Below are 21,034 nucleotides of genomic sequence, written 5' to 3' on the forward strand. Positions count from 1 at the left end.
GTGCAAATGGTGATTGGTGCGTATTGGTGCTGGTTGCTGTTGATCTGAAGAGTGGCGGAGCCCCGACGCAAAAGTGGGCCACCTCAGCGCGGGCGGCTTCGAGAGATCGGCCCTCACTTCCAGGAGCACAGCACCACCCCTGCCATACGACGCTGATCCTTGGTTCAGCCGACGGCCTGACGCCATCAACCCGCAAGGGGTCGGACTACGCGAAGCGTGCCGCCGCTTCGGCCCCGCCTTCGCTGTGATTGCGGCCATCGGCCGAACACATCGGGAGCCTGTCAGCGGGGGAGGGTCCTCCGCTTCAAACAGGAGCCGGATCGATGTCCCTCGCCGACGCGCATGCCTTCGCCTTCAGCCTCGCCGCCACCCTCATGGGCGCCATACGATTGCCAGGGTCTGCGATCTGGGCAATCTTTCCGTAGTCACCTCCTATTCACCTGTGAGCATCACGCCACTTTCTTCAAGGGACCTCCCGGCTTTATCCATTTTGGGGATCACAATAGCCAGTTTGCCGGACCCAGCATTTTCCTTATCATGGAAGGTTTGGAAGTTCGCGCCTGCGACGTTGCGCCATTGGATCAACCCGTCCATGGGACGATCATCAGGCCTCTGCTCGAAAAGCCGGGTATAGAACTCCTCCGCTTTGTCCATCCTTGCCGTGGCGAACGGCGTAAATTCCTTGGATTTGCATCCACATGCCTCGTGCAAATTGATTCCACCAATAAAAGGGCATGGGCGGGTTCCGTTCCGAAATGCGGTGTTTGCGGCAACCTGCTTTGTACGTTTCCGACTCTTGCCTTTTTCGGAAAGTGACCCACAGAATAGCTGATGAGGTTCTATCTCTCTGGGAGGATGGGATGGACATTCAAGCACCTGTTCGGCCTACGCAGCAAACGGCCAAGGAGCTGGTCCGCGAGGTCCTGTTGGGCTCTCAACCCGGCGACATTATTTCCGTTAAAGCGACCATTGTAGCGGTCCGTGAGCGCGGCCGCGATGTTCTCGAAACTGACTGCCAGTTAGTCGAAATGATCATCAAATCAGCCTCCGTTTGGGGACTGTTCATCGCCTTTGACGTTCGAGAGGCGTGATGCCCCACCGTTGGTTCAACCCTCCGGTTTATGTGAAGACCGAGCGCCCGGGGCTTCGCCTTGGTGTGAACCGGGTTGATGCCGCCGCCGAGGAGCTCCTTAAAGTGGTCCAATCGTGGCCCCAAGTGGCGGCTGGCGGCCGAGGCTTGCCTATCTGCGATCGATGGCAAAATGCCAGGTAATGACTTCCGGCTGCTGTTCGAAGCGGCAGCCGATGAAGAGGAGATGCTACTGCCGGATTAACAACGCTATACGGACGGGACCATTCGCGTCTGTTCGCGTTGGCGGTCGGCGAATTACTTGAACAATCTGACGCAAATGGCTGTGGCCATTGCTCTGTTTTGACCTTTTGTGTTACCTATTGTGCTACCTAACGTCCTACAAATGGGGGGCGCCAAAGCCAGCATCCCGACGTAGGTGGCCTCGCACTGCGGGCCAGCAGAGGTGTCCCCGATCAACATCGTAAATCCGCGTTCCCGAGCCTCCTTTTCGATCCCTTGAAGAATACCGGAAAGAACGGGTTCGCGATGTCCGACACCAGAACAATAAGCGCATCGGAACGACCCCGGCGAAAATCAATAGCTTGTCGATTGAACTGAAATCCGATCGACCTTGCAGCCTCGTTCACGCGGGTTCGGGTATCCTCCTTCACGTCGCCTGTACGCTCGAATTTCTGCTTTTGAGGCGCTTAGCCGACTGGCGGCTCATCACGAGAGCGGTCCGGCAGCTTTAGGAGTAGTCGATTTGTAATATGGGTGCCAACTATTCGTCCCAATTGGGACAGGCTGCGGCCGGCAAGCTGCGCCTAGGTCTCACAAAAGGCTCAGGCGCTGGCATCGGAAAAGGGGCGGCTGCTAAATTCTGAATGACCGATATGAGGCGCATGCGGTCCGGCAGTATAGGGAACGAGAGCAGAAGGTCTGCTTCTGGTGCAAACCAGCGGAAAGGCGCCATTCCGCTGGTGGCGCGATCTTGGCCGCAACGACGTTGGTTGCCGCTGCCTGAAAGCAGACACGGTGATACCGCGTTGGCAGCTTTGGCGCCTCAGAGCGATATTGAGGCTCAGGACGGTTTTATCTCACCTCGCGACCAATCAGCTTGGAAAAGCGGCATAGTCCGGATGCTCGTACCCCCAGCGGCCGGCGGAGATCGCATGATGCACGCCAGCTTCCTGCGCCGCCTCCAACACCTCCTCCGTGCTGTTGTCCTTGTCGGTGCAAACGAGCCAGCCTCCGCTTCTATGGTTTCCGAACGAATTAAAATGATCTTGAGAACCATTATCAAATGCGCGTCCCGAAATGGGGGCGAAGGCGATGCCAGCGCATCGGAGCGGAAGTTCTATGCCGGCGACCCTCCGCGGAAGTCGGTGCGAAAACTCCTGCCACAGCCCGCAACCGGAACATCAGATGTGCTGGTGCATTGCTAGTGAACGCCAATTCGACTGGGGCGCAAAATGCATCGCGCGATCACAAATGCATGGGCAATGGTGCGAGAAGCCGTCGTTGGGTTCGTCAACGACAATGCTCTCAGCCATGGCGCAGCAATCGCTTTTTATGCCACAATATCGTTGGCGCCAATTCTGCTCATCGTGGTTGCAATTGCGGGTCTCGCATTCGGTCACGAGGCAGCGCAAGCGGCATTGTCCGCCCAAATCACAGGGATGATGGGTACAGAAAGCGCAAACATCCTTCAAACCGCACTGAAGAGCGCATCCGAAAAGCCATCCGGCGGCACCTGGGCGGCGGTGATCGGCATCATCACCTTGCTTGTGAGCGCTTCCGGGGTCTTCGGCGAAATACAGCAGTCTTTGAACATGATATGGAAGGTCGAAGCGCAGGGCAGTTCGTTGTCTCGCCTGGTGCGCGCACGTGCGGTAAGTCTGGGACTGGTCACCGCACTTGGCTTCATGTTGCTCGTCTCTCTAGTCGCGAGCACGGCGATTTCGGCCCTAGGCAACCTCATCAACGCACAGTTGCCGTTCGGGACACTTGTCCTGGGCGTTATCAACGCGGTCGTTTCTTTTGTCCTCCTCGCAGCTATTTTCGCTGCCGTCTTCAAGATCTTGCCTGATCGAACCCTGGAATGGCGGGATGTCTGGATTGGCGCTGTTGTGACCGCTGCCCTGTTCACGCTCGGGAAATCGCTTATCGGTTGGTATATAGGCTCCAGCGCGGTCGCGGCCTCATATGGGGCCGCCGGTGGGCTGCTCGTCATCCTGTTGTGGGCTTACTACTCGGCGGAAATTTTTCTTTTTGGTGCGGAAATCACTCGCGCCTACTCCATTCGACACGGCAGCAGGTCCGATCAGGAAGCTGTGCTTCACAATGCTTGACCTGCAAGACATGCCACTATCGCCGGCTGATCCCCGGTCCTGATCGCGTACTCTGATCAGGTCTAGGCTCGCCGGGATCGAGGTGGTTGGGGTCTTCGCCCGGCGAGCTGTCCACCTGCACGGAAAGTACTGGCCGTGGGTTTGCCCATCAGCCGTGACTTATCCAATATCGGTGCGGTTAAGCCCCACAAGCACGCCCAACTGCTGGGGGGCTTTTTTGGGTCAGTCGGGAACATCCTCGCCCTGAGGCTGTTCAGTCACACCCGGCTCGTTCTTAAGCGGTCCTGCCGGTGACCAAGATGGCCCCTCACTCATCATGGTCGGCCCGCGCTCGGAAGCAAGCGCGGGCCATCCCTGAACAAGTCCGGGGCAATCGGCCAGGCAATTGCAGCATCGATGGTGGCCGGCCGCCTTGACCGAACTTGCGGGGCCAATTCCTCCTAGGTTGACGACGAAATATCGGTAGCAATTTCTACAATTTTCAATTTGGCTGGAAACCCTTTCTACCCGCAAGCGTTGAATTAGCACGGCTGCATTAAAGCAGTTGCATTCGGAGGAATTTTGATGAATTCGAAAATGCTCATTCTCGGCGCGACATTTGCCCTTGCGGATCGGCCTTTGCCGGCAGTTACACTGGCACGTCTGCGCTCGACGATCCTGCAAGAATGTCTCCTTTCTTCACGGACAGCAGCATGAAGACCATGAAGTCTGAGGCCGAAGCGAAAACCGCTTGGTCGGCTATGTCTCAGGAGGATAAGGACGCGGTGATGAAGGACTGCGCTGACGCAGATATTGCGAAGGCCCATGAGAACTTCTGCAAAGCTGCGATGATGATGGGCAAATAGGCCCAGCACCTAGCTTAATATAATACGCGCCCGCTGGCCCCGGCCGGCGGGCGTTTTCATTTGCCCTCGGACCCTGGGCCAATTCGCACAGTTGCTCCCCTGGGATGGCGCGGGCCACTCGATCTGAGACTCTGTCAATCGCCCGTCGGGCCTGATGCCCTCCATGGCGCAAGCCGGAATGCATAACGATTGCGGATGTGGCTGTTAAAATAGACTCCCTTGGCAAAGGCAGCTTTGAACGCAGCAACGGCCTCAGCAGGTACGTCCAAGAACTCGTAATGCTTCCCGCTCGCTACAAACCAAACCGACAGGACCCTAGTGTTGGGGTCATATTCGAACTTGCGTATCGAGGTCGACGGCATGGTATGCCATTCAAAAACTCAGCTAGCCGAGTTGGATCGCCAGCTACAGGCTGAAACTGTATTCGAATATGTGGCCGCGCTTTTCGTCGGCAACCCTGATCCAGATGGGCTCGCTGGTGCGCAGAGTGACTTCGCGCTCTGTCGCTTCCCGCGCCGCCCTGATCGGCGTTGTCGCATGGACGATGTGGGTAGCCGTCACGGTATCGCCGTCCATTTCCTCAACGTGGAATTTCGGCACTTTTGGTCCTAAGCGTCCAGTTCGAGCGGCTCGTGCTCCGGATCGGCATGATAAGTGACCTGGCGAAAATCGCGCATATCAATCTGTTGCCCGCAAACAGGGCAGGGGAGGAAATGCGCGAGTTCGCTCGCGGGCGGGCCTTCATGTCGGTGCCCGATTAGTGGTCTGCCGAGATCAGACAGCCTGGTCATTGTTTCCGCAGCGGCTTGGCTACCGGCTCCAAAGTCTCGCGTTGGTTGCCGTGCTTCGCGATCAGCTCTTTGACCTGCTGGGGTGTGATGCCGGTCTTTGTTGCGAAATATTCAACTTCATAATCCTCATCGGCCGAGACACGGTCCCGATCACGAAAATCCCGCTTGCTCTTGTCGTCGGCTATATCGATTCCTCCTCGCTCATCCCGCAACGCCGAGTTGACTTGTTTGTTGCACCCAAGAGGCTGATTTCCGGTTTCGGAACTATTTTAGCTTCATCTTATTGAATCGCCGGAGGGTGGTCAGTACATGCGTTTGAAGTTCATCGAGCCGTTGATGCCGACCCTTGTGGAGAAGCCTCCCGAGGGTGAAGGCTGGACCCACGAAGTCAAGTTCGACGGCTACCGATCGCAGATGATCATCGATGAAGTCGGCATGCGCATTTATACGCGCAATGGCCACGACTGGACGGCAAAATATCGCGACATGGTGAGAGAGGCCAAGCTCCTTGGTGCCGAAAGCGCCATCGTCGACGGCGAGATAGTCGTTCTGAATGACAAGGGCGTTTCGGACTTCGCAGCGCTGCGCAAAGCCATCACCCGCCGGCAACACGACTTGTATTTTGTTGCCTTTGATCTGCTTCATCTTAACGGCCACGATCTGCGCGATAAGGCGCTAGAGGAGCGGCGCGAGATCCTGGCCAGCATGATCGAGCCCGGCGGGCGCATTCAATTCAGTGAGCCGCTGCCGGGCGAAGCGAAGGCCATCTTTCACTTGCTCGACAAGGCCGGACTTGAAGGCATGGTGTCGAAGCGGAAGGACAGCAAATACCGAAGCGGTCCGTCGACCAACTGGCTGAAGGCCAAGTGCTATGCGATTGACGAGTTCGATCTGCTCGGCGTCGAGCGTGAAGTGGGCAAGCCGGCTTTCGCTCTGATGGCTGAGCGCGGCACAGGGCGCTATGTCGGCAGCGCGTTCGTCACCTTGAACCGGGAAATGCGCGAGAGGCTATGGAAACGCGTCCAGGAGCACTCAGGGACGGCGCCCAAGGGCATCATGAAGCGGCCAGCGACGCAATGGGTCAAGCCAGGGCTGATCGGCCGTGTGAAGCACCTGCGCGGCGAGGATGACCTGCGGCATGCATCGCTGCAGGACTTCCGCGAGGAGAACAAATAGCAGCTCCACAACTGGTCATCGCTTTTGCGAGAGGCGCGCATCCTAACGCCGCAAAGGCGGAGCTGAACGCGATACCGCAGGAACTCGCCTCACGCTTGTCAACGGTTAACACGGCTAAGAACGCCTAACACAATTCACTTCGTCACTGTCATTGCCAAGAATAGGTATGGAGTTTTTAGACATTTATTCATCTACTCGTGCTTTCTAGTGAGCTATGTCTTTCAGCACCTTCACCCGGATCTGGTTTGGAGGATGTCGTGGTCACGATCATAATTAATGCCGACAGCGGAGGTTTCCGCATGGCACATCTTACCGCCGATACGCCTATCTGATCGCGTTCCCGTTTTTCGATCAATACCCAATCAAGCACTCAACGACCACACCGTCGCGCTGGTTGCGAGCTAAAACACCGCCGGCCTTGGTTTGGAAAAGGGGCTGACATCCTTGGAGGCGCATTATGACAAAAATTTTTGAGATCCTGGTGGGAAGCATGGCCATTGGAGCCGTTCTCGCAAATCTTTGCATGCCGGCGAACGCCGCAGTTGGCGACGACGGAACCACTGCACCCATTGGCACGAGCGGTGCCACTGTCGGAACCGAGTCCCCCGACAATCCGACCAATACGGATCTGACTCGCATTGTCGACGCTATGTCGAGCGCCGAAATCACTCGGTTCAAGAAGCGCTGCATCGACGTGATCGAGAGCCGGGGCGTTTATGATCGTGACCTGCGCCAGCTCTGCCTGCTGATCTGGCGCCACTAACCAAACCGTTCGCAAGTGCCGGAGCTGTCGACATGACACTCTCCAGTTCCGACAGTGGAGGCCCGCCCACCGAAAGGTTGGCGGGCTTTTAGATAGCGGCCCTTACCCTACGGTTGGGTAAGTGTTTCCGCCCGATTTCCTGGCGTGCAGGCTTTCGTGACACAGTCGGCAATAGCCAAGAACGCTCAATCGGCGCTCGATGCCGCTAATCAGGCGGTTGCCGACGCCAAAGCGGCGCTCGACGCGCTGAATGCGAAAGCGGCTGACCCGAATACCCCGCCCGAAGATGTCCCTACGCAGGCCGACCTCGATGCAGCACAGACAGCATTCGATGACGCCACTCAGGCCGCGGCCGATGCTCAGGCCGCCGCCGCTGACGCCGCCGCCAATGTCCCATCGATCGATGCAGCCCTTGCCCAAATGGCCAACAAGCCGGTTGACCCTGAGGTGACAGATTGGGCCAATGGCGTGCTTGCCGACAAGATCGACCAAGTAGCCGCCAAGCTGGCGCCGGCCACGCCTTGAGGGGTCTCATGCGGCGGCAGCAATCCAGTCGACGCCGCCGGGTCCGCCCGGCGGCTGCATCTGATCGGGTCCGCGCTTTCCTTTTTAGGTGGCGCGGGCCGCTTTGGATTAGAAAATTGTGTCAACCGCCCGACGAGCCTGCTGCCCTCGCTGGCGCGAGCCGGAATGCATAACGATTGCGGATGTGGCTGTTAAAATAGACGCCCTTGGCAAAGGCAGTTTTGAACGCAGCAACGGCCTCAGCAGGCACGTCCAAAAACTCGTAATGCTTCCCGCTCGCTACAAACCAAACCGAGAGAACCCTGGTGTTCGGGTCATAGTCGAATTTGCGTATCGACGTTGAGGGCATGGTATGCCATCCAAAACTCAGCTGGCCGAGCCGAGTTGGATCGCCAACTACAGGCTGAAGCTGTACTCGAATATGTGGCCGCGCTTTTCGTCGGCAACCCTGATCCAGATGGGCTCGCTGGTGCGCAGCGTGACGTCGCGCTCGGTCGCTTCCCGAGCCGCCCTGATCGGCGTTGTCGCGTTGACGATGTGGGTGGCCGTCACGGTCTCGCCGGCCATTTCCTCGACATGGTATTTCGGCATTTCGCGCGCTCCCAAGCGTCCAATTCAAGCGGCTCGTGATCTGGTTGCTCGTGCCACATCACTTGACGGAAGTCGCGGCGGCCAACCTGCTGGTCGCATATCGGGCCATAGGTCGAAACGGTCTTGTCCGTCTGCCGGCGAATGTGGTTTGCCGGGGATGCGTGGGCCAAGGTCTGCTATTCTGGTCATGCTCGAACGAACACGATTCCGCGGCAAAAGTTCCGTCAGTTTGGTCTTCTCAGTTGGTGAAAGACATCGCACCAAAAGCGGAAGTCATTTGGTCGGCCGTCGAAATGTGCCTCCAAAGCGCAGTGCGCCACGGCGGTCGGTGCTTCCATCCCATAGAGTTCGATCGCAGATTGAGCGGCCTGACCTTGGTCGACGAGATCGGCAATCTTCAAAGCCGTAAATCAGCGCTCCGCATTGCGAGCCTTCCGGTATGAGTTCCGAGCCTTTATTATTTTCTCTGCCGCCGGCGCCACTGTCTATTGTCGGTGGCGAGGCCGCTATCACCTTCTGAGCGGGCTAGCGATGGAGTGCCTTCGACGGTGAAGACGATTCCGGCGTCTTCAAACGCCTTGCGGATCGCCGCGATGTTGTGGGGACGCGATTTCCTGAATCCGTTCTCAAGATCGCTGATGGCCATTTCGCTAAGATCTGCCTTTGCGGCAAGTCGCACACGCGACCAGTTCAGTAGGGCTCGTGCTGCTCTGGATTGGTCTGCTGAGAGTACGGTACGGCTGCTCATAGACAGTCGAACATTCAATATCGCTAAAATGTTCCTCTTGACTTTCTACGATTTCCAACGGCCTGAGGTTGGCCTCTCGGATAACGCAGAGGGGTCGTCTAATACCTTTGCGGAACGCTGATCGTCACTCCGCAATATCTTCTTTTTCGGCTTCGTCCGCTGAACCAGATCTGGCCTTTTCGCTATCAGGTAGTCAGCCTTGTTCGTTCGATAGTCTTCTTTGTGGATGGACATTGCTACGACCTCCATTGTGGAGATCAACGCGGCTGGAAGCCGACACGTTCCCAAAAATCGCTTGTTCAAGCCGAGCCGAACGGCACACGGGAACACTAAAAGGGCGCGGTTTGTGGACTGCGCCCATATTTTAGCTAGGTTCAACTGTCCTATCCTACGAGTCTTGTCGACCATACCAGTCGTCGACGTCTCGCCGCACGCGATCCTTCTCAATGCCGTAGCGTTCCTGGATCGTACCTTCGAGCTGATCGCGGTTGCCAGCTATGCGGTCAAGATCATCATCCGTGAGCTTGCCCCACTGCTCCTTGACCTTACCTTTGAATTGCTTCCAATTTCCTTCGACGCGGTTCCAGTCCATGATGGCGATCTCCTTTCGTTGTCCTTTCGAATAACGGTCGTAGTGGCCGTCAGGTTCCGCTGCAGGTAAGCGCGCTTGCTGGTGATCTAGCAAAGGAACCGAATGCCCGTCGACCGCTTGTGTGCGCCGGCCTTTTCCCTTTTGGGAACACAGCCGGCCTTTTGCCGATGGGTCGTATGGTACAACTTCGCAAGGAAATGCACGTGCTCGCCGATCCGGGCATCTGGGTCGCATTGGCGGCTGTGTTCATCCCTTATGGGGTCGGTGTCGCACTGCTTCTGAGGGTAGCCGGTTGATGAACCTGCCAGCGCTGCTCAGGCGTCAAGATGAGCGGATTCCCATAGAAGCCGCCTCAACCTGGCAGCGGGGGGTCTTCGCGTTCGGCCATCTGTTCCAAGAGCTTCCGTGACGCAGCCAGGACGCGGCGTGTCTCGTCGATGGTCGTAAGTAGGGAGTTGAGTTCGCCGACCGTCCGGCGTTGGTTCCGGCGAGCGCTTTCGAGGTATGAGTCGTCAGGCTTCCAACAGTCTGGCATCGGAATCTCCAGCCCGCGTCACCTCGCACGTGACTTTCACCTCAAACAGCGAAATGCTGGTGCCGTCATGAACTCGGAAGGCGACTTGGCGGAATGTGCCGCCCATTTGTTCTTTTGCGATTTCAAACAGCGCCCTTGCCGCCTAATCTTCAGCCGCGTCCAGACTTGCAAGCTCGGTGCCTTCGGTGTCCGGGTAAGGGGTTCCGTTGTCGGTTAGATCGAAGAAGAAGCGGGCCATGGAACCCTGACAGCGAAGCTTGGAAAAGGTTTCCTCGATCCCGAATCCGGGTGACGGCCACGGCGCGCAAGGGCATTATGAAGCGGCCGGCGACGCAATGGGTCAAGCCGGGCCTCATTGGACGCGTGAAGCACCTGCGCGGCGAGGATGACCTGCGTCATGCATCGCTGCAGGATTTCCGCGAGGAAGATTGAAGGATATCCGGAGCCATGCCAGCAGCTGATCGCCTTACCGTCCGCTTCGCCTATCAACGAGGCTTTCAGGTCGTCGGCGGCAGCGCAATTCTTCAGACGTTCGAGAAGCAGGATGAGGCGTTCAATTTCGTGCTCGGCCGGGGTGCTCGCGTGTGGCTGGCCTGGTCGCGGACCGTCATAGGAGGGCAGACGGCGCCCTTCGATTTCGCCGCAGCTTTCCAGCAGGAAAAGGTCGGCCGCATCCTGAAGATGATGCACGGCCCAGCCGCAGGCACTTGGTTCTGGACCTGCGATGACGGCGGCGCGTGCGGAACAGTCGAAACGAACGATGAGGCTGTTGTTGGAGTCGAGCGGGCATTCACGCAGCGCATCGCCGGGGCAGATCTACGCTAACCAGCCAGCACCCATTCCAAAGCCAACACCTAGGCCGATAGCGAGGCCCATGAACAGCTTGCCTGCCATATCGATGGCGAAGGCGCCGGACAGGGCGCCACACGTCCTGGCGGGGCGCTCTGAGGGCGTTGGCGATGTCATCGAAGATCGCTTCCATCGGTCGAATCTCGGAACGCCGAACCTGTGAATCCCCTGTTTGTTCCGTCAAAGTCTAACGATCAGGGAAGCGCCATTGAAAGCACGTGCAGTAACGGTTGATTCAACCATTGCTGGTAAATTGTGGAATGTGGGTGGCGGCTCCGACAGTTCGGGGTGGAACTCAATGCCGAAGCCGCCTACGCAGCCAAGGTTGGGATTTGACCGCGCCGTCCTATAATGGGACAGCGCGGTCAACGATTCGTTAAAACGTTCTGGAACTAATTAAGCACGCGCTAATTGACTCGCGGTCTCGGGAGTCAGTGCATATGCGTGAAGTTCATTCCTCCGATGGAGCTGATTTGGCGGGACAGGCCTCCCGAGGGCATTGGACAGCGTCACGTACCGGCCGCCGCCTTCGTCTTCCCTCTTCCTAGAGATCCGCCATTCGTTGGGCGAGTGGGTTGTTCGCATCATAGGGAGGAACGGTGAAACGTATTCCCGAGCATTCGAATATGAAGCAGATGCCGTCGCTTTCGCTGGCGATCAGTCTTCTCGTCTAGGATTGGAAGCTCCCCCGAAGCGAGCAACTTGACGAAATCAGCGAGAGACGCGCTGAAGCAGAGCGACTATCTGTTTCGCGGTCTCGTCGGTCCCGATCACTGGCGACTGTCGTGCGTCATCTTTCTGTATGATCGATGACGCCTGTTCGGGGGTGGTATCATCCTCCAGGCCGAACTCACAGACTCCGATGGGGGTTCTTGCCTTACATCTCACACATGGATTTTTGGTGCGAAGCCAATTCATAGTGATTGGGCCGACGTGGGGCCTACCTACAGGTCTACTGCTGCGATCCGCGCAATTCCTGGCAACGCGGCAGCAACGAAAACACCAACGGCCTGCTCAGGCAGTATTTCCCCAGGGCAACCAACTTTCCCAAGTCTCGCAGGACCAGCTCGACGCCATCGCTCTGCGTCTCAATCAGCGCCCCCGAAAAACCCTGGACTTCGAAACGCCGGCCGATAGCCTACGGAACGTGTTGCGATGACCGGTTGAACCCACCGCTTCGTATCGGCCGTTGAGGCAAACCTTGCCTTGGTCTGGAAGTGAACGGTTTTGGATAGGATCTATGGGTGAGATCTTGCCTCAGGAGGTGGAGCTAGGAGATGACGAAGGGTTGTCCTTAGGAAAGCTGAGGACGGGCAGGGCGCAGGCTCGAGAATCGTGATCGGGTTTACATCGGCGGGTCGCGACGTTGGAACCACTTCGCGGATTGAACGTTGCGAGCAGATGATCAGACGATTTGCCTACGCCCTTATCCTCGTCCAAGTATCTATGGCGACTGCGCTCGCCACGCAGGTATTCCTGTCGACCGCAGACGAAGCCGGTAACGCAGAACTCTCGCTTGCGACGGCCCCAGGCGAAGATCAGCGATGCGCCAAGGCGATGTGGCCCAATATTCCGGAACGATGTCTGCAGCGAGCCGAGCCTAAGGTGGTTACGCTCGTCCTCAGCCAAAACAACTAGAGCCCTTCACGTTTTGACGGAAGCATATCCGGCGTTTTCGAAGTAGTTCCTGCATTCGGCTGCCTCGATGGTTTCGACGAGGTGGCCGATGTGACGCCATGTGTCCTCGACGGTGCGCTTTTGAGCCTGGCGCATCCAATGTTTGATCTTGGCAAAGGCCTGCTCAATTGGATTGAGATCGGGAGAGTAAGGTGGCAGGTACCAGAGCCTTGCGCCGGCAGCCTTGATCATCTGCCTGATGGCGGCCGACTTATGGCTTCCCAGGTTGTCCATGACGACGATGTCGCCGGGCTTCAGCACGGTGATGAGCTGCTGCTCGACATAGGCCCGGAAGCATTGGCCGTTGATTGGCCCATCGAAGACGCAAGGCGCGAGCCGATCGCAGCGCAGCGCGCCAAGGAAGGTCAGTGTGCGCCAGTGGCCGTGCGGGGCCAAGCCGCGCAGCCGCTTGCCCTTCGGCCCCCAGCCTCGCAGCGGAGCCATGTTGGTCTTGATCCACGTCTCATCGATGAAGACCAGGCACTGCGGATCAAGGCCGGTCTGCCAAGATCGCCATCGCTGGCGCCTGCGGGCAATATCAGTGCGCGCCTGCTCAAGGGCGAACAGCGTTTTTTTTGAAGCTCAGCCCCTCGCGGCGCAGGAACAGCCACACTGCGTTGTGCGAGACCTTGACCCCGCGACCGGCCAACTCATCCTTCAGACCGTGCAGCGTCAGATGTGGCGTCCCATGTATACGCGCCTCGATGAAGGCACGGTGCGGCTCCAGCACCCTCTTGCGATGCCCACCCATCTTGCCCGTGCCACCGAGCCGGTAGTCCCATGGCGCTGCAACAGCTTCACCGCGGCCGAAACCGAAATACCGAACCGTTTGGCGGCAGACCGGCGGCTTTCACCACTCAAAACCGCCGCCACAACCCGCTCGCGAAGATCATTGGAAAGGGGTCGAGTCATCAGATGCTGGCCTCCACTCCAGCCAGCATCTTGAATCACAAAATCGACAAAGCGGGAATCCCCTTCGATTCCATCAAGTCGTGAACCGCTCTAATGGCTGCGCCATACGCGAATGGCTCTTGCAGGCTGCCATGCCCGACTGGCCGCGCCACCACAGAATCACCACCGCTCCGTTAAGCCTCGCGTAATCTCTGCAATCTATCTTGAAGGCAAGATTGTTGAGGGTGACATGAAGCGCAAGTCGATAATGCTCTTTGCCTTCCCATCGCTGATCCTGCTGATCCTTGCAGGGGAGCGCATGGCGACTTTCTTGCTGGGAGCATATCCGGCCAGCCCCACAATGTGGCGGGTTTGGCTTGAACTAAGGCCGCTGTCGACGATGTTTTGGCAACAGGTCGATGTCTGTCTGGGAGGGTCGATGGTCGTTGATGCCTCCATCCTGGCTGCCGCGTCGATCGTTTGCTGGACGGCGTGCCGCACAAGAAGGTCGGCTGCCTTCTTCTTTCTTGCCAATCACGTCGCCCTGCTTTTCGCCGGGTTGATGATCGCTGTCACCAGCCATTCCGAAACAGCGAGCACGATCGCCTCATTCACGGTACCCGGGGGGCTTCCCTTCTCGCTAATGGTCGATTTCACCTTGAAGAACAGCCTTGTGCTGGTCCTGGGTCTGACAGCATGCGCCTACTGTCATGTTGTCTTTCTCAGGGAAGCTCGAGAGCGATCCGGAGCGCTGGCCGCGAGGCTTGTTGCTCTGCAGCGAGATCTCTAAGGCAGCCCCATTTTTCCGGCGTTAGTTGATCTTTCGGTAGTAAACCTTGCCGTCGGCCTGCTCTATGCGCTGGTAGTCGGGACTTGGGGCAGGCGCTGCAGCTGCAATCTTCCTTTTGGGCGGACGCGGCGCATCGACAACGCTGGGCTCGGTCGCGTCTTCACCATCGAGAACAGCAGGCGCCTCCGCCATGCTGCTGGTCGTGTCGACGGAAGGTTCCGCTGCGCTCGACGTGATTTCGTCATGGACAATAGGCTCGTTCTGTTCCAGCCGGGCTATGCTCCGGTTGATTTCACCAAAGCTGCTCTGCAGCTGACTGTCCAGTTTTTCAAATCGGCTCTGAAAACCGTTGTTGACCGTATCCAACTGGCGGCCGATTCGTTGTTCGAACGTCCCGAGTTGTTCCAGGCGCCCTTCCAAAAAGCGCATATCGCTGATGCCGCGGTAAAGGTAAACCGCGGCTACAATATTTACCAAGGTGATCAGGGACGTGCCGATGATGACCGCGCCGATAATGCTTCTGTCGCTCGGTTTGACAACGGCAGATTGCTCTCCAATGTGGGTTGCTGTCCCAATCTCGATTGCCGGCATGTCCGGTTCGCTGATCATCGTCATTGAACCACCACCTTTGCGCCGATCGCGACGCGCCTGAAGAGATCGATCACATCGGTGTTGGTAAGGCGAAAACACCCCGATGTTCCATCGAAGCCAACACCCTTGGGATCGTTGGTTCCGTGTATCCGATAGAGCGTGTCACGCCCGTCCCGAAGCAGATAGAGCGCCCTGGCGCCGAGTGGATTGTAGGGACCGGCAGGCACCATTTGAGGCAGCTCCGGCTGGCGGGCGCGCATTTCCCGGGGCGGGCGCCATTCCGGCCATTCGGTCTTCGCCCCCACCTTGACGACCCCGGTCCAGCCAAATCCGTCCCGTCCGACGCTGATCTGATAGCGAAGCGCCTGGCCTTGTCGGGTCACCAGATAAAGCGCTTTCTCGCTCTTGCGGATAACGATCGTTCCAGGTTGTTCCGTGCTTTCAAAGGCGACCGTCTTGCGCAGGCTGGGGCCCATTGCCGGCAGCGGCGGCCGATCCGAAAGTGCCGATCGTGCGCTGGCAAAATCCTGGACCAACATCAGCAGCGCAATGCTCATGACGTAGGCCAATCCCGGGCCAATCCGATACCTACTTGGCCGCCCCCTATTTGGCAGCGTCATCGAGCCGCTCTTTGAACATCCGCTTGAGGTCCTTGTTGAAGCGCGCACGCCCATCCACCTCGGCAGGCAGGATAGCACGGTTCAACGCATCGGTGAGAAGCGCATTGTCCAGCGTGACCGACTTGATGTGGGGCGCCTTGAAAATCTTTTCGAGCTCGCTACGCGAAAAGTGGTTGCCGAACCATTTGCGCTTGTGCTTGTTGGCGACCAGCGTGATGCTGACAGCATTGCCACGCAACTCGCGGATCTTCTTGTAGAGCCGCTTGCCTTGTCGCAGCGAGGCGACGTTCAGTTCGAATACGATGAATATCTCGTCGCTCGTCGACAGCACCGAATTGTGCCAGCGCGTTTCGATGTTCGGCAGGTCGATGACGATGTCGTCGAACCGGTAGGCGACGAGGTCCAGGAGCCGGAAGACAAAATCACTGCCCTGCGGCTCGAATGGCAGTTGTGGCCTTTCGAAGGAATAGAGCGTCAGCCCAGACGGGCGCGAGAGCTTGATGACATCCATCAGCTCGACGTCGAGCCTCTCCGGCTGGCCGATGATGCCGCCGAGGTCGAACTGGTTGAACTGGTTGAGATAGGCGCCGCAATTGGCGCTCTGGAAATCGAGATCGACCAGGCAGGTGGAAGCCGCGCGTTCCTTCGATTTCGATGCCAGGAATTCGGCCGCCGACAATGCAAGCGTGGTCGCGCCGGCGCCGCCGCTGGCGCTGATGAAGGTGATGATCCGGCTTTTCGTTCCCTGGTTGCCGGTGTCGTGGAAAGTCACCGCGTTGAGCAGTTCCTTGCCGTCGAGCGGCTTGTGCAGCCAGTCCGAAGCGTTCATGCGCACCAGCACGCGCGTCTGCTCCGACGATAGCTCGTCGGAGACCGCGATCAGCGGCACGGTCGCCCAAAGGGCGCGCGCTTCGACGATGCCCGGCCTTCCGAGCAACTCGCCATTGCCGAGGTCGAGGATGACGATGCCTGGGCGGGTGTCCGCAGGCGGCCCCCCGAGGAAGTCGCCGGTCTCGGAAACCCTGACGTCGTAGATCGCCAGCGCATCGAGGCGCGTCGCCACATCGCGCTTGAAATTCGCATCCGACGAGAACAGCGCCACCTGCTTTCGCTTGGTCGGTGTAACCTTGGTGTTGATGGCGTTCATGGTGTCCACGTGCTCTTCATGTCTTCGCCCGTAACCGTGCTCAGCATGGAGGGCATGGTGATGTTTCCGAATCCGAGCAGCCCGGCCAGGAAGAAAAACTGAAAGGGATGATTGGTGATGCTGACCGTGATGGTCGGGACCGGGCCACTGGGGCGCGTCCAGTAGCCGAGGCCGGAGGCGGCGTATTCGATCCGCACCTGCGATTTCTCAAGCATCGGCAGGTAGTCTTCCATTCCGGCACGGTTGGCCGTGCCGTCATAAATCGCGTCGAACGAGGCCTGGCTCGCATTCGCGGGCAGGCACAAGCCTCCTCCGACACTGCAGCAGGCGACACCTGCCGTGCTTGCAGTGCAGACATAATCGTATGTGCCGGCCGGCACTGCGGTACCGACTTTGGTCACATCGGCCTGCGTTATCGTTTCAGATGGAAGGCCGAGTGCTACAGGACCAGAAATTTGCGCCAGTCTTGCGCCAGCTTGCACAGCTTTGTTTCCCGCGTTCCATTGGTAAAAGGCGTAGCCGAAATCGACGAAGCCGAGCAGAAGCGTCAATAGCAATGGCAGAGCGATGGCCATTTCGACCATCGCGGTGCCCGACTGCTCCGCGCAAAACCTTTGGTTTCCCATCACCATCCGATGACTCGTTCTTGATGGGTGACACTGAGGGTAACGGCACCAAAGCCAAGATACGACAAGAATCCAACGTCCGGGTAAGCATAGGATGTACTGACGTTTACGACGACGACCATGCTCGTGTTGCTGAGATAAAGCTGGGCGCCTGTGGATACATCGGTCGCAGGCGTAGACGTAGGGGTAATGTTAACTGTCGCAGGAAGCCATCCAGACACTCTGTCACTGCCGCCAACGACTGCCCCTTTGGCAGCAAGGTTTTGCGCCCACCCTTTGCAAGTGTCCCAGTCGCTACTGCATCGCGCCATGTAGCGAGCTGCATCCTCGACGCCTGCTGCAAGGAGCAGGCGCGTGTTCAGAATATTGGAGAATTCAAACACACCGGCCGATAGCAGCAATACGAACGGGACGGTGATCGCGACTTCCACCAAGGCCGCGCCCCTTTCGTCGCCCTGGAACCGCCGGATGATTTGGCCAAGCTTGGTCATGTCGGCTCTACCGGTACAGCTGGGCTTCGTTGCGGAATGCCTTGTCGACCAGAGTGTTGTTGGCAAAGCCGCCATCGACGTCGACGATCTCAAGGCTGATAGGCTTCTCACCGGCTGAGGGGTCCTCGGGGTCCTTGGTGTTGTCCTGCTTTTGTACCGGCGCGTTGACGAACACACTGGCATAGCCATCAGGCTTGAGCTGGATATGACCATTGATCTTGGCTTTGTTGGCGATGCAGTTGACGATCGCCATGTTGAGCAGCCGCCGATCGGGATCCGCAGTCGGGGTCGTGCCTTTGAAACAGGCTGGGACGCCGGTCTCCTTTGTCGGCGCCTTGGACTTGTCCCCGACGAGCCCGTGCGAAATCTCATAATTGTAGACGTCGTATCGGGAAGCCGGCGCGGTTTTGCTACCGGTCGGGTTGGTAGCACTGGGGACGCTGGGATATGTCCCGCCGTGATTGACGGTCCAGTATGTGGACCAAAAGGTTGAATTGGCGATCTTGTCGGACATTCCCGTCGTGTCGACGTAGTTGTTGCCGGGAGGGAGCGGCAGCGCCGTTCCATCGGTGACCGGGTCATATTTGCTGCAACCTGTCTTCTGGCCCTTGCGAACATTGCTGGCGGGCCGGTAGTTCCAATCCTTGTTGTTCTTGTTCAGTGAGCCGCTATAGAGATCGAATCTGGTGTTCAACCCCGTGTTGACCTGACCCAAGGTGACGCCGGTTTTTGTGGTCAGCGCGTTGCGATTGTAGCAGGTGCCGGAGGTACCCATGGCGATGGCATCGCGCAATGAGCTCAGGCTGTTGTCAATCAGCCCGAAGTTTCCGGGACCGGGGTTGCTGTCGACCTTGAGGATGCGGAACTCTCGGCTGTAGGTGTCGCCAGAGGCAAACGCCTGTTGGATTGTCTTGCTGGTCGAGGAGTCGGTCGTCTCGAACGGGTTGCACATGAAAACCGGTACGGTTTCGCAGATCGACTGAACGAACCCGGCCACGGCCTGCGGCCGGATGTCCATAGTATCGTTGCTGCCGATAAAGCTTGCAGGAAAGATCGTTGCAAAGGCACCCGCCCCATCAGCGAGGCCGGAAGCATTCACCGTCACCAACGAGAATGACACCACTTTTGGATCGGTGCTTGCCCAGTTGACGCCGTTTGAGTCGACGCCGGCAGCGCTCAACCTCGTGTCGTCGCTGGCGGGAATGCCGGTCAAGTAGGTTACCGTTACATCAGACAGGGCGAGCGTATGATCGCCTGCGGTCGAAAACTTAGTCTTCTGCTCGGTCAGAAGGGTGGTCTTCGCTAGGTTGGCTCGGGTGATCGAATCCGATCTGCCATCCAGTTCCGCGGCTGTCGCAAGCGCAAGCGCATCGACACCCTTCTGAAGATCATTGTGCAGTCCGTAGGCCCGACTCATATCGATGGCCAACAATGCGAAGCCAACCAGCACAGGCAGCATGATTGCGACAAGGATCATCGCTATGCCGCGTTGATCATTCCAGAACGCCCTAATGGTCCCCAACATGACCTTACTCTCTGCTTCCTTTGCACCAGGCCCCTCGCTCGCCCGGCGCAATGCAACCGCATCCTTCTGTTCAATTCGCTCCGTTGTTCACACCCGACCCGCCGACATTGACCGTTATCGCTGGCGGTGGCGGTGGTGGCGGTGGAAATTTGTAGCCCTGTGCAACAGCGGCTGCCCGGGCGCCGTCGCCTTCGATATGTGTGTTCTTCGCGTTCGGATTGAACGGATCCACCGTCTGCGCCAGCGAATTGAATTTTTGCGTGTCGCCGGCGGCGAGCGTCACCGTGTCGTAGTGGTTCAGATAGTCCGCGGCACAGCCCGATAGGGCGCCGGCGCATAGAATGAGGATCAAGGCGCTATTTCTTGACATAGAGCATCTTGTCCTTCGATTTGAAGTCCAGCATGTGGCCATAGGGGCCAGTCACGCCGTCGCCCGTTTCGTATTTTCGGATCATGTCCTTGTTCACCTCGAGCTGACCGAGCACGAAGAATTCCGGATCGTTGGCCGGCCGTGTCTTGTCGAACGGGGTCGCCAGTTGCTCGCCGGGTTTCACCGGCCGGACGATATGCGGCGTGACGATGACGACCAGTTCGGTCTCTTCCTTCTGGTTGCTCGAATTTCGGAACAACGTCCCGATGACGGGCACCTGACCGAGCCATGGCACCTGCTTCTGCAGCTTGGTGGTCTTGCTGGACAACAGCCCGCCGACCGCGAAGCTCTGGCCGTCGCGTAATTCGACGACGGTATCAAGCTTGCGGTTGGTGAAGATCGGGTCGCCGGCGGTGGTGAAGCCGGTGAGGTCGCTGACCTCCGGCGCCAGTTTCATATGGATCTTGCCGTCGTCGAGTACGACCGGCGTGAACCGCAGATTGACGCCGAACTGCTTGTACGTGATGGTTATCTGGCCATCGGTGCCGATGACACGGATGGGCACTTCGCCGCCGGCGTTGAAGCTGGCCGGCTCGCCCGAAAGCGTCGTCAGGTTGGGCTCAGCCAGCGTGCGTACCACACCCTTGGCCTCGAGTGCTTCGATAATCAGGTCGACCTTGATATTGCTGTCGATAACCCGGGTGATCAAAGCCGCAAATGGATTGCTGCCCGACAAGAGGCCGCTGAGCAGATCGCCCGGGCCAAGCACCACGCCATCTTCGTCGGCGGCTGCAACGCCCGTGCCTGTACGGGTTGTGCCGCTGCGATTTGTGCTCTTGATCGACACACCGAGGTCGCGGCCGGCATTACGCTTGGCTTCCAGCACGCGCACCTCGAGATTGACCTGCTGGCTGTCGTCGACAATGACGGAATTTATGATGGCGTCGGGGCCATATTGCTGCGCCACCTCCAGGATCGATGCCAGCGTCGCGCCATCCTTGACGTGGCCGCCGAGCCTGACCTTGCCGTTGATCGAACCGATTTCGATGCGCGCCCTGGGCGCCACCTGGCGGATCGCCTGCGCCATGTCGCTGACGTCGACACCGACTTCGATCTGGATGACGCCCAGCGAACGCTTTTCCGGGGAGAAGAGATTGACCGTGGTGGTGCCGGCGCTCTTGCCGATGACATAAAGCGTTCGGTCGGTCATGGGCTGGGCATCGGCGATCTTCTCGTCGCCGACAACGATGTCGCCGAGATTGGCGCTCACCTGGAGCGTCACCGACTGCGACATAGGCAGGAAGATGCGATGGACGCTCGGGTTCGATACGTCGATGAACCGGTCGGCTGCTTCAGCCGCCGCAATCGACGTCAGCAGCGCAGCCAAACAGGACAGTGCGGCCGCCGCTACCCTCATCCAAAACCCCTGCATCCCCATCTCCCAAACTGCTGCCGCCGGCTGACCCGC

At 58.3% G+C, this 21,034-nt stretch carries 28 protein-coding genes and 2 pseudogenes; 11 read left to right on the top strand and 19 right to left on the bottom strand.

Features of this window, described 5'->3' with window-relative positions; genetic code table 11:
* Positions 1-432 precede the first annotated feature (432 nt).
* Positions 433-594 carry a hypothetical protein gene (locus NKJ78_RS27630; RefSeq protein ID WP_245272492.1) on the bottom strand — a complete coding sequence of 54 codons (162 nt, stop codon included), beginning with the start codon at positions 592-594 and terminating at the stop codon, positions 433-435.
* Positions 595-860: 266 nt separating this feature from the next.
* Here NKJ78_RS27630 and NKJ78_RS27635 point away from each other — a divergent pair, with 266 nt between their 5' ends.
* The 3 genes from NKJ78_RS27635 to NKJ78_RS27650 all read left to right on the top strand — a co-directional run bounded on the left by NKJ78_RS27635 (position 861) and on the right by NKJ78_RS27650 (position 4,268).
* The gene (locus NKJ78_RS27635; RefSeq protein ID WP_023709645.1) at positions 861-1,091 is read left to right on the top strand and encodes a hypothetical protein; all 231 of its coding nucleotides are present in this window, start codon (positions 861-863) and stop codon (positions 1,089-1,091) included.
* A 1,453-nt stretch (positions 1,092-2,544) separates the two neighbouring features.
* A complete protein-coding gene (locus NKJ78_RS27645; protein WP_352562745.1) occupies positions 2,545-3,423 on the top strand; it encodes a YihY/virulence factor BrkB family protein in 879 nt (292 codons plus the stop codon).
* A 692-nt stretch (positions 3,424-4,115) separates the two neighbouring features.
* A complete protein-coding gene (locus tag NKJ78_RS27650) occupies positions 4,116-4,268 on the top strand; it encodes a hypothetical protein (RefSeq protein WP_023816230.1) in 153 nt (50 codons plus the stop codon).
* 134 nt (positions 4,269-4,402) lie between these two features.
* Here NKJ78_RS27650 and NKJ78_RS27655 read toward each other — a convergent pair whose 3' ends face one another.
* The 3 genes from NKJ78_RS27655 to NKJ78_RS27665 form a co-directional block, all read right to left on the bottom strand.
* A complete protein-coding gene (locus tag NKJ78_RS27655; protein ID WP_081731378.1) occupies positions 4,403-4,630 on the bottom strand; it encodes a KTSC domain-containing protein in 228 nt (75 codons plus the stop codon).
* Between the two features lie 43 nt (positions 4,631-4,673).
* Positions 4,674-4,868 (bottom strand): hypothetical protein, encoded by a 195-nt coding sequence (locus NKJ78_RS27660; protein ID WP_155921714.1) that lies wholly within the window; start codon positions 4,866-4,868, stop codon positions 4,674-4,676.
* A gap of 187 nt (positions 4,869-5,055) precedes the next feature.
* Positions 5,056-5,271 carry a DUF3606 domain-containing protein gene (locus tag NKJ78_RS27665; protein ID WP_502901615.1) on the bottom strand — a complete coding sequence of 72 codons (216 nt, stop codon included), beginning with the start codon at positions 5,269-5,271 and terminating at the stop codon, positions 5,056-5,058.
* Between the two features lie 97 nt (positions 5,272-5,368).
* Between NKJ78_RS27665 and NKJ78_RS27670 the strand changes: the two genes are divergently transcribed.
* The 3 genes from NKJ78_RS27670 (at position 5,369) to NKJ78_RS27680 (ending at position 7,523) form a co-directional block, all read left to right on the top strand.
* A complete protein-coding gene (locus tag NKJ78_RS27670; RefSeq protein ID WP_352460663.1) occupies positions 5,369-6,235 on the top strand; it encodes an ATP-dependent DNA ligase in 867 nt (288 codons plus the stop codon).
* A 457-nt stretch (positions 6,236-6,692) separates the two neighbouring features.
* Entirely contained in the window at positions 6,693-6,998 is a 306-nt protein-coding gene (locus NKJ78_RS27675) for a hypothetical protein (RefSeq protein WP_023708233.1), read from the top strand.
* 156 nt (positions 6,999-7,154) lie between these two features.
* Positions 7,155-7,523: a hypothetical protein gene (locus NKJ78_RS27680; protein WP_352460662.1), complete on the top strand. Its 369-nt coding sequence runs from the start codon at positions 7,155-7,157 to the stop codon at positions 7,521-7,523.
* A 121-nt stretch (positions 7,524-7,644) separates the two neighbouring features.
* On the opposite strand, the gene NKJ78_RS27685 is transcribed toward NKJ78_RS27680, so the two are convergent.
* From NKJ78_RS27685 to NKJ78_RS30855, 6 genes are all read right to left on the bottom strand, one after another.
* Entirely contained in the window at positions 7,645-7,872 is a 228-nt protein-coding gene (locus tag NKJ78_RS27685; protein ID WP_352460661.1) for a KTSC domain-containing protein, read from the bottom strand.
* Positions 7,873-7,919: 47 nt separating this feature from the next.
* On the bottom strand, positions 7,920-8,114 hold the full coding sequence (locus tag NKJ78_RS27690) for a hypothetical protein (RefSeq protein ID WP_352460660.1): 195 nt from the start codon (positions 8,112-8,114) through the stop codon (positions 7,920-7,922).
* Positions 8,115-8,338: 224 nt separating this feature from the next.
* Positions 8,339-8,515 carry a Y4oE-related protein gene (locus tag NKJ78_RS30850; protein WP_502901614.1) on the bottom strand — a complete coding sequence of 59 codons (177 nt, stop codon included), beginning with the start codon at positions 8,513-8,515 and terminating at the stop codon, positions 8,339-8,341.
* Between the two features lie 56 nt (positions 8,516-8,571).
* Complete coding sequence (locus tag NKJ78_RS27695; RefSeq protein ID WP_352460659.1) at positions 8,572-8,862, bottom strand: helix-turn-helix domain-containing protein; 291 nt, start codon at positions 8,860-8,862, stop codon at positions 8,572-8,574.
* A 388-nt stretch (positions 8,863-9,250) separates the two neighbouring features.
* Positions 9,251-9,454, bottom strand: coding sequence for a CsbD family protein (locus NKJ78_RS27700; RefSeq protein WP_023673385.1), 204 nt, complete (start codon positions 9,452-9,454; stop codon positions 9,251-9,253).
* Positions 9,455-10,131: 677 nt separating this feature from the next.
* Complete coding sequence (locus NKJ78_RS30855; RefSeq protein WP_023673382.1) at positions 10,132-10,227, bottom strand: DUF6894 family protein; 96 nt, start codon at positions 10,225-10,227, stop codon at positions 10,132-10,134.
* A gap of 50 nt (positions 10,228-10,277) precedes the next feature.
* On the opposite strand from NKJ78_RS30855, the gene NKJ78_RS27705 reads away from it, so the two are divergent.
* From NKJ78_RS27705 to NKJ78_RS27715, 3 genes and pseudogenes are all read left to right on the top strand, one after another.
* A complete protein-coding gene (locus tag NKJ78_RS27705) occupies positions 10,278-10,421 on the top strand; it encodes a hypothetical protein (RefSeq protein ID WP_502901613.1) in 144 nt (47 codons plus the stop codon).
* Between the two features lie 15 nt (positions 10,422-10,436).
* Positions 10,437-10,814 carry a hypothetical protein gene (locus tag NKJ78_RS27710; protein ID WP_352460658.1) on the top strand — a complete coding sequence of 126 codons (378 nt, stop codon included), beginning with the start codon at positions 10,437-10,439 and terminating at the stop codon, positions 10,812-10,814.
* 968 nt (positions 10,815-11,782) lie between these two features.
* Positions 11,783-11,997: pseudogene (locus NKJ78_RS27715) on the top strand (IS30 family transposase); the annotation flags it as partial.
* A gap of 485 nt (positions 11,998-12,482) precedes the next feature.
* Here the strand turns inward: NKJ78_RS27715 and NKJ78_RS27720 are convergent.
* Positions 12,483-13,388: pseudogene (locus tag NKJ78_RS27720) on the bottom strand (IS630 family transposase).
* Between NKJ78_RS27720 and NKJ78_RS27725 the strand changes: the two are divergent.
* Both NKJ78_RS27725 and NKJ78_RS27730 read left to right on the top strand, forming a co-directional pair.
* Positions 13,296-13,511: a hypothetical protein gene (locus NKJ78_RS27725; RefSeq protein WP_023673374.1), complete on the top strand. Its 216-nt coding sequence runs from the start codon at positions 13,296-13,298 to the stop codon at positions 13,509-13,511. The pseudogene NKJ78_RS27720 and the gene NKJ78_RS27725 sit on opposite strands and share 93 nt — an antisense overlap.
* A gap of 145 nt (positions 13,512-13,656) precedes the next feature.
* Complete coding sequence (locus NKJ78_RS27730) at positions 13,657-14,196, top strand: hypothetical protein (protein WP_023673373.1); 540 nt, start codon at positions 13,657-13,659, stop codon at positions 14,194-14,196.
* A 21-nt stretch (positions 14,197-14,217) separates the two neighbouring features.
* Here the strand turns inward: NKJ78_RS27730 and NKJ78_RS27735 are convergent, their stop codons facing one another.
* The 8 genes from NKJ78_RS27735 to NKJ78_RS27770 all read right to left on the bottom strand — a co-directional run bounded on the left by NKJ78_RS27735 (position 14,218) and on the right by NKJ78_RS27770 (position 20,998).
* Complete coding sequence (locus tag NKJ78_RS27735; protein WP_352460657.1) at positions 14,218-14,811, bottom strand: hypothetical protein; 594 nt, start codon at positions 14,809-14,811, stop codon at positions 14,218-14,220.
* Complete coding sequence (locus NKJ78_RS27740; protein ID WP_352460671.1) at positions 14,808-15,407, bottom strand: L,D-transpeptidase; 600 nt, start codon at positions 15,405-15,407, stop codon at positions 14,808-14,810. The genes NKJ78_RS27735 and NKJ78_RS27740 overlap by 4 nt, the downstream gene beginning before the upstream one ends.
* Positions 15,391-16,554 carry a CpaE/TadZ family protein gene (locus NKJ78_RS27745; RefSeq protein WP_352460670.1) on the bottom strand — a complete coding sequence of 388 codons (1,164 nt, stop codon included), beginning with the start codon at positions 16,552-16,554 and terminating at the stop codon, positions 15,391-15,393. The genes NKJ78_RS27740 and NKJ78_RS27745 overlap by 17 nt, the downstream gene beginning before the upstream one ends.
* Entirely contained in the window at positions 16,551-17,186 is a 636-nt protein-coding gene (locus NKJ78_RS27750) for a TadE/TadG family type IV pilus assembly protein (protein WP_352460656.1), read from the bottom strand. Before NKJ78_RS27750 ends, NKJ78_RS27745 begins: the two co-directional genes overlap by 4 nt.
* Positions 17,180-17,671, bottom strand: a complete 492-nt coding sequence (locus tag NKJ78_RS27755) for a TadE/TadG family type IV pilus assembly protein (RefSeq protein WP_352460655.1) — start codon at positions 17,669-17,671, stop codon at positions 17,180-17,182. Before NKJ78_RS27755 ends, NKJ78_RS27750 begins: the two co-directional genes overlap by 7 nt.
* A gap of 7 nt (positions 17,672-17,678) precedes the next feature.
* Positions 17,679-19,196, bottom strand: coding sequence for a TadE/TadG family type IV pilus assembly protein (locus NKJ78_RS27760; RefSeq protein WP_352460654.1), 1,518 nt, complete (start codon positions 19,194-19,196; stop codon positions 17,679-17,681).
* A 70-nt stretch (positions 19,197-19,266) separates the two neighbouring features.
* Positions 19,267-19,548 carry a hypothetical protein gene (locus NKJ78_RS27765; RefSeq protein WP_352460653.1) on the bottom strand — a complete coding sequence of 94 codons (282 nt, stop codon included), beginning with the start codon at positions 19,546-19,548 and terminating at the stop codon, positions 19,267-19,269.
* Between the two features lie 4 nt (positions 19,549-19,552).
* Positions 19,553-20,998: a type II and III secretion system protein family protein gene (locus tag NKJ78_RS27770; protein WP_352460652.1), complete on the bottom strand. Its 1,446-nt coding sequence runs from the start codon at positions 20,996-20,998 to the stop codon at positions 19,553-19,555.
* Positions 20,999-21,034: the final 36 nt, after the last annotated feature.

The sequence above is a fragment of the Mesorhizobium sp. M0037 genome (genome assembly GCF_040323635.1).
Taxonomy (GTDB): domain Bacteria; phylum Pseudomonadota; class Alphaproteobacteria; order Rhizobiales; family Rhizobiaceae; genus Mesorhizobium.

Bases quoted from the DNA above. Each gene is read 5' to 3' on its own strand.
- NKJ78_RS27630 (WP_245272492.1), bottom strand. From the start codon at position 594: ATGGACGGGTTGATCCAATGGCGCAACGTCGCAGGCGCGAACTTCCAA.
- NKJ78_RS27635 (WP_023709645.1), top strand. From the start codon at position 861: ATGGACATTCAAGCACCTGTTCGGCCTACGCAGCAAACGGCCAAGGAG.
- NKJ78_RS27645 (WP_352562745.1), top strand. From the start codon at position 2,545: ATGCATCGCGCGATCACAAATGCATGGGCAATGGTGCGAGAAGCCGTC.
- NKJ78_RS27650 (WP_023816230.1), top strand. From the start codon at position 4,116: ATGAAGACCATGAAGTCTGAGGCCGAAGCGAAAACCGCTTGGTCGGCT.
- NKJ78_RS27655 (WP_081731378.1), bottom strand. From the start codon at position 4,630: ATGCCGTCGACCTCGATACGCAAGTTCGAATATGACCCCAACACTAGG.
- NKJ78_RS27670 (WP_352460663.1), top strand. From the start codon at position 5,369: ATGCGTTTGAAGTTCATCGAGCCGTTGATGCCGACCCTTGTGGAGAAG.
- NKJ78_RS27675 (WP_023708233.1), top strand. From the start codon at position 6,693: ATGACAAAAATTTTTGAGATCCTGGTGGGAAGCATGGCCATTGGAGCC.
- NKJ78_RS27685 (WP_352460661.1), bottom strand. From the start codon at position 7,872: ATGCCCTCAACGTCGATACGCAAATTCGACTATGACCCGAACACCAGG.
- NKJ78_RS27690 (WP_352460660.1), bottom strand. From the start codon at position 8,114: ATGCCGAAATACCATGTCGAGGAAATGGCCGGCGAGACCGTGACGGCC.
- NKJ78_RS27695 (WP_352460659.1), bottom strand. From the start codon at position 8,862: ATGAGCAGCCGTACCGTACTCTCAGCAGACCAATCCAGAGCAGCACGA.
- NKJ78_RS27700 (WP_023673385.1), bottom strand. From the start codon at position 9,454: ATGGACTGGAACCGCGTCGAAGGAAATTGGAAGCAATTCAAAGGTAAG.
- NKJ78_RS30855 (WP_023673382.1), bottom strand. From the start codon at position 10,227: ATGGCCCGCTTCTTCTTCGATCTAACCGACAACGGAACCCCTTACCCG.
- NKJ78_RS27710 (WP_352460658.1), top strand. From the start codon at position 10,437: ATGCCAGCAGCTGATCGCCTTACCGTCCGCTTCGCCTATCAACGAGGC.
- NKJ78_RS27725 (WP_023673374.1), top strand. From the start codon at position 13,296: ATGGCGCTGCAACAGCTTCACCGCGGCCGAAACCGAAATACCGAACCG.
- NKJ78_RS27730 (WP_023673373.1), top strand. From the start codon at position 13,657: ATGAAGCGCAAGTCGATAATGCTCTTTGCCTTCCCATCGCTGATCCTG.
- NKJ78_RS27735 (WP_352460657.1), bottom strand. From the start codon at position 14,811: ATGACGATGATCAGCGAACCGGACATGCCGGCAATCGAGATTGGGACA.
- NKJ78_RS27740 (WP_352460671.1), bottom strand. From the start codon at position 15,407: ATGACGCTGCCAAATAGGGGGCGGCCAAGTAGGTATCGGATTGGCCCG.
- NKJ78_RS27745 (WP_352460670.1), bottom strand. From the start codon at position 16,554: ATGAACGCCATCAACACCAAGGTTACACCGACCAAGCGAAAGCAGGTG.
- NKJ78_RS27750 (WP_352460656.1), bottom strand. From the start codon at position 17,186: ATGGTGATGGGAAACCAAAGGTTTTGCGCGGAGCAGTCGGGCACCGCG.
- NKJ78_RS27755 (WP_352460655.1), bottom strand. From the start codon at position 17,671: ATGACCAAGCTTGGCCAAATCATCCGGCGGTTCCAGGGCGACGAAAGG.
- NKJ78_RS27760 (WP_352460654.1), bottom strand. From the start codon at position 19,196: ATGTTGGGGACCATTAGGGCGTTCTGGAATGATCAACGCGGCATAGCG.
- NKJ78_RS27770 (WP_352460652.1), bottom strand. From the start codon at position 20,998: ATGCAGGGGTTTTGGATGAGGGTAGCGGCGGCCGCACTGTCCTGTTTG.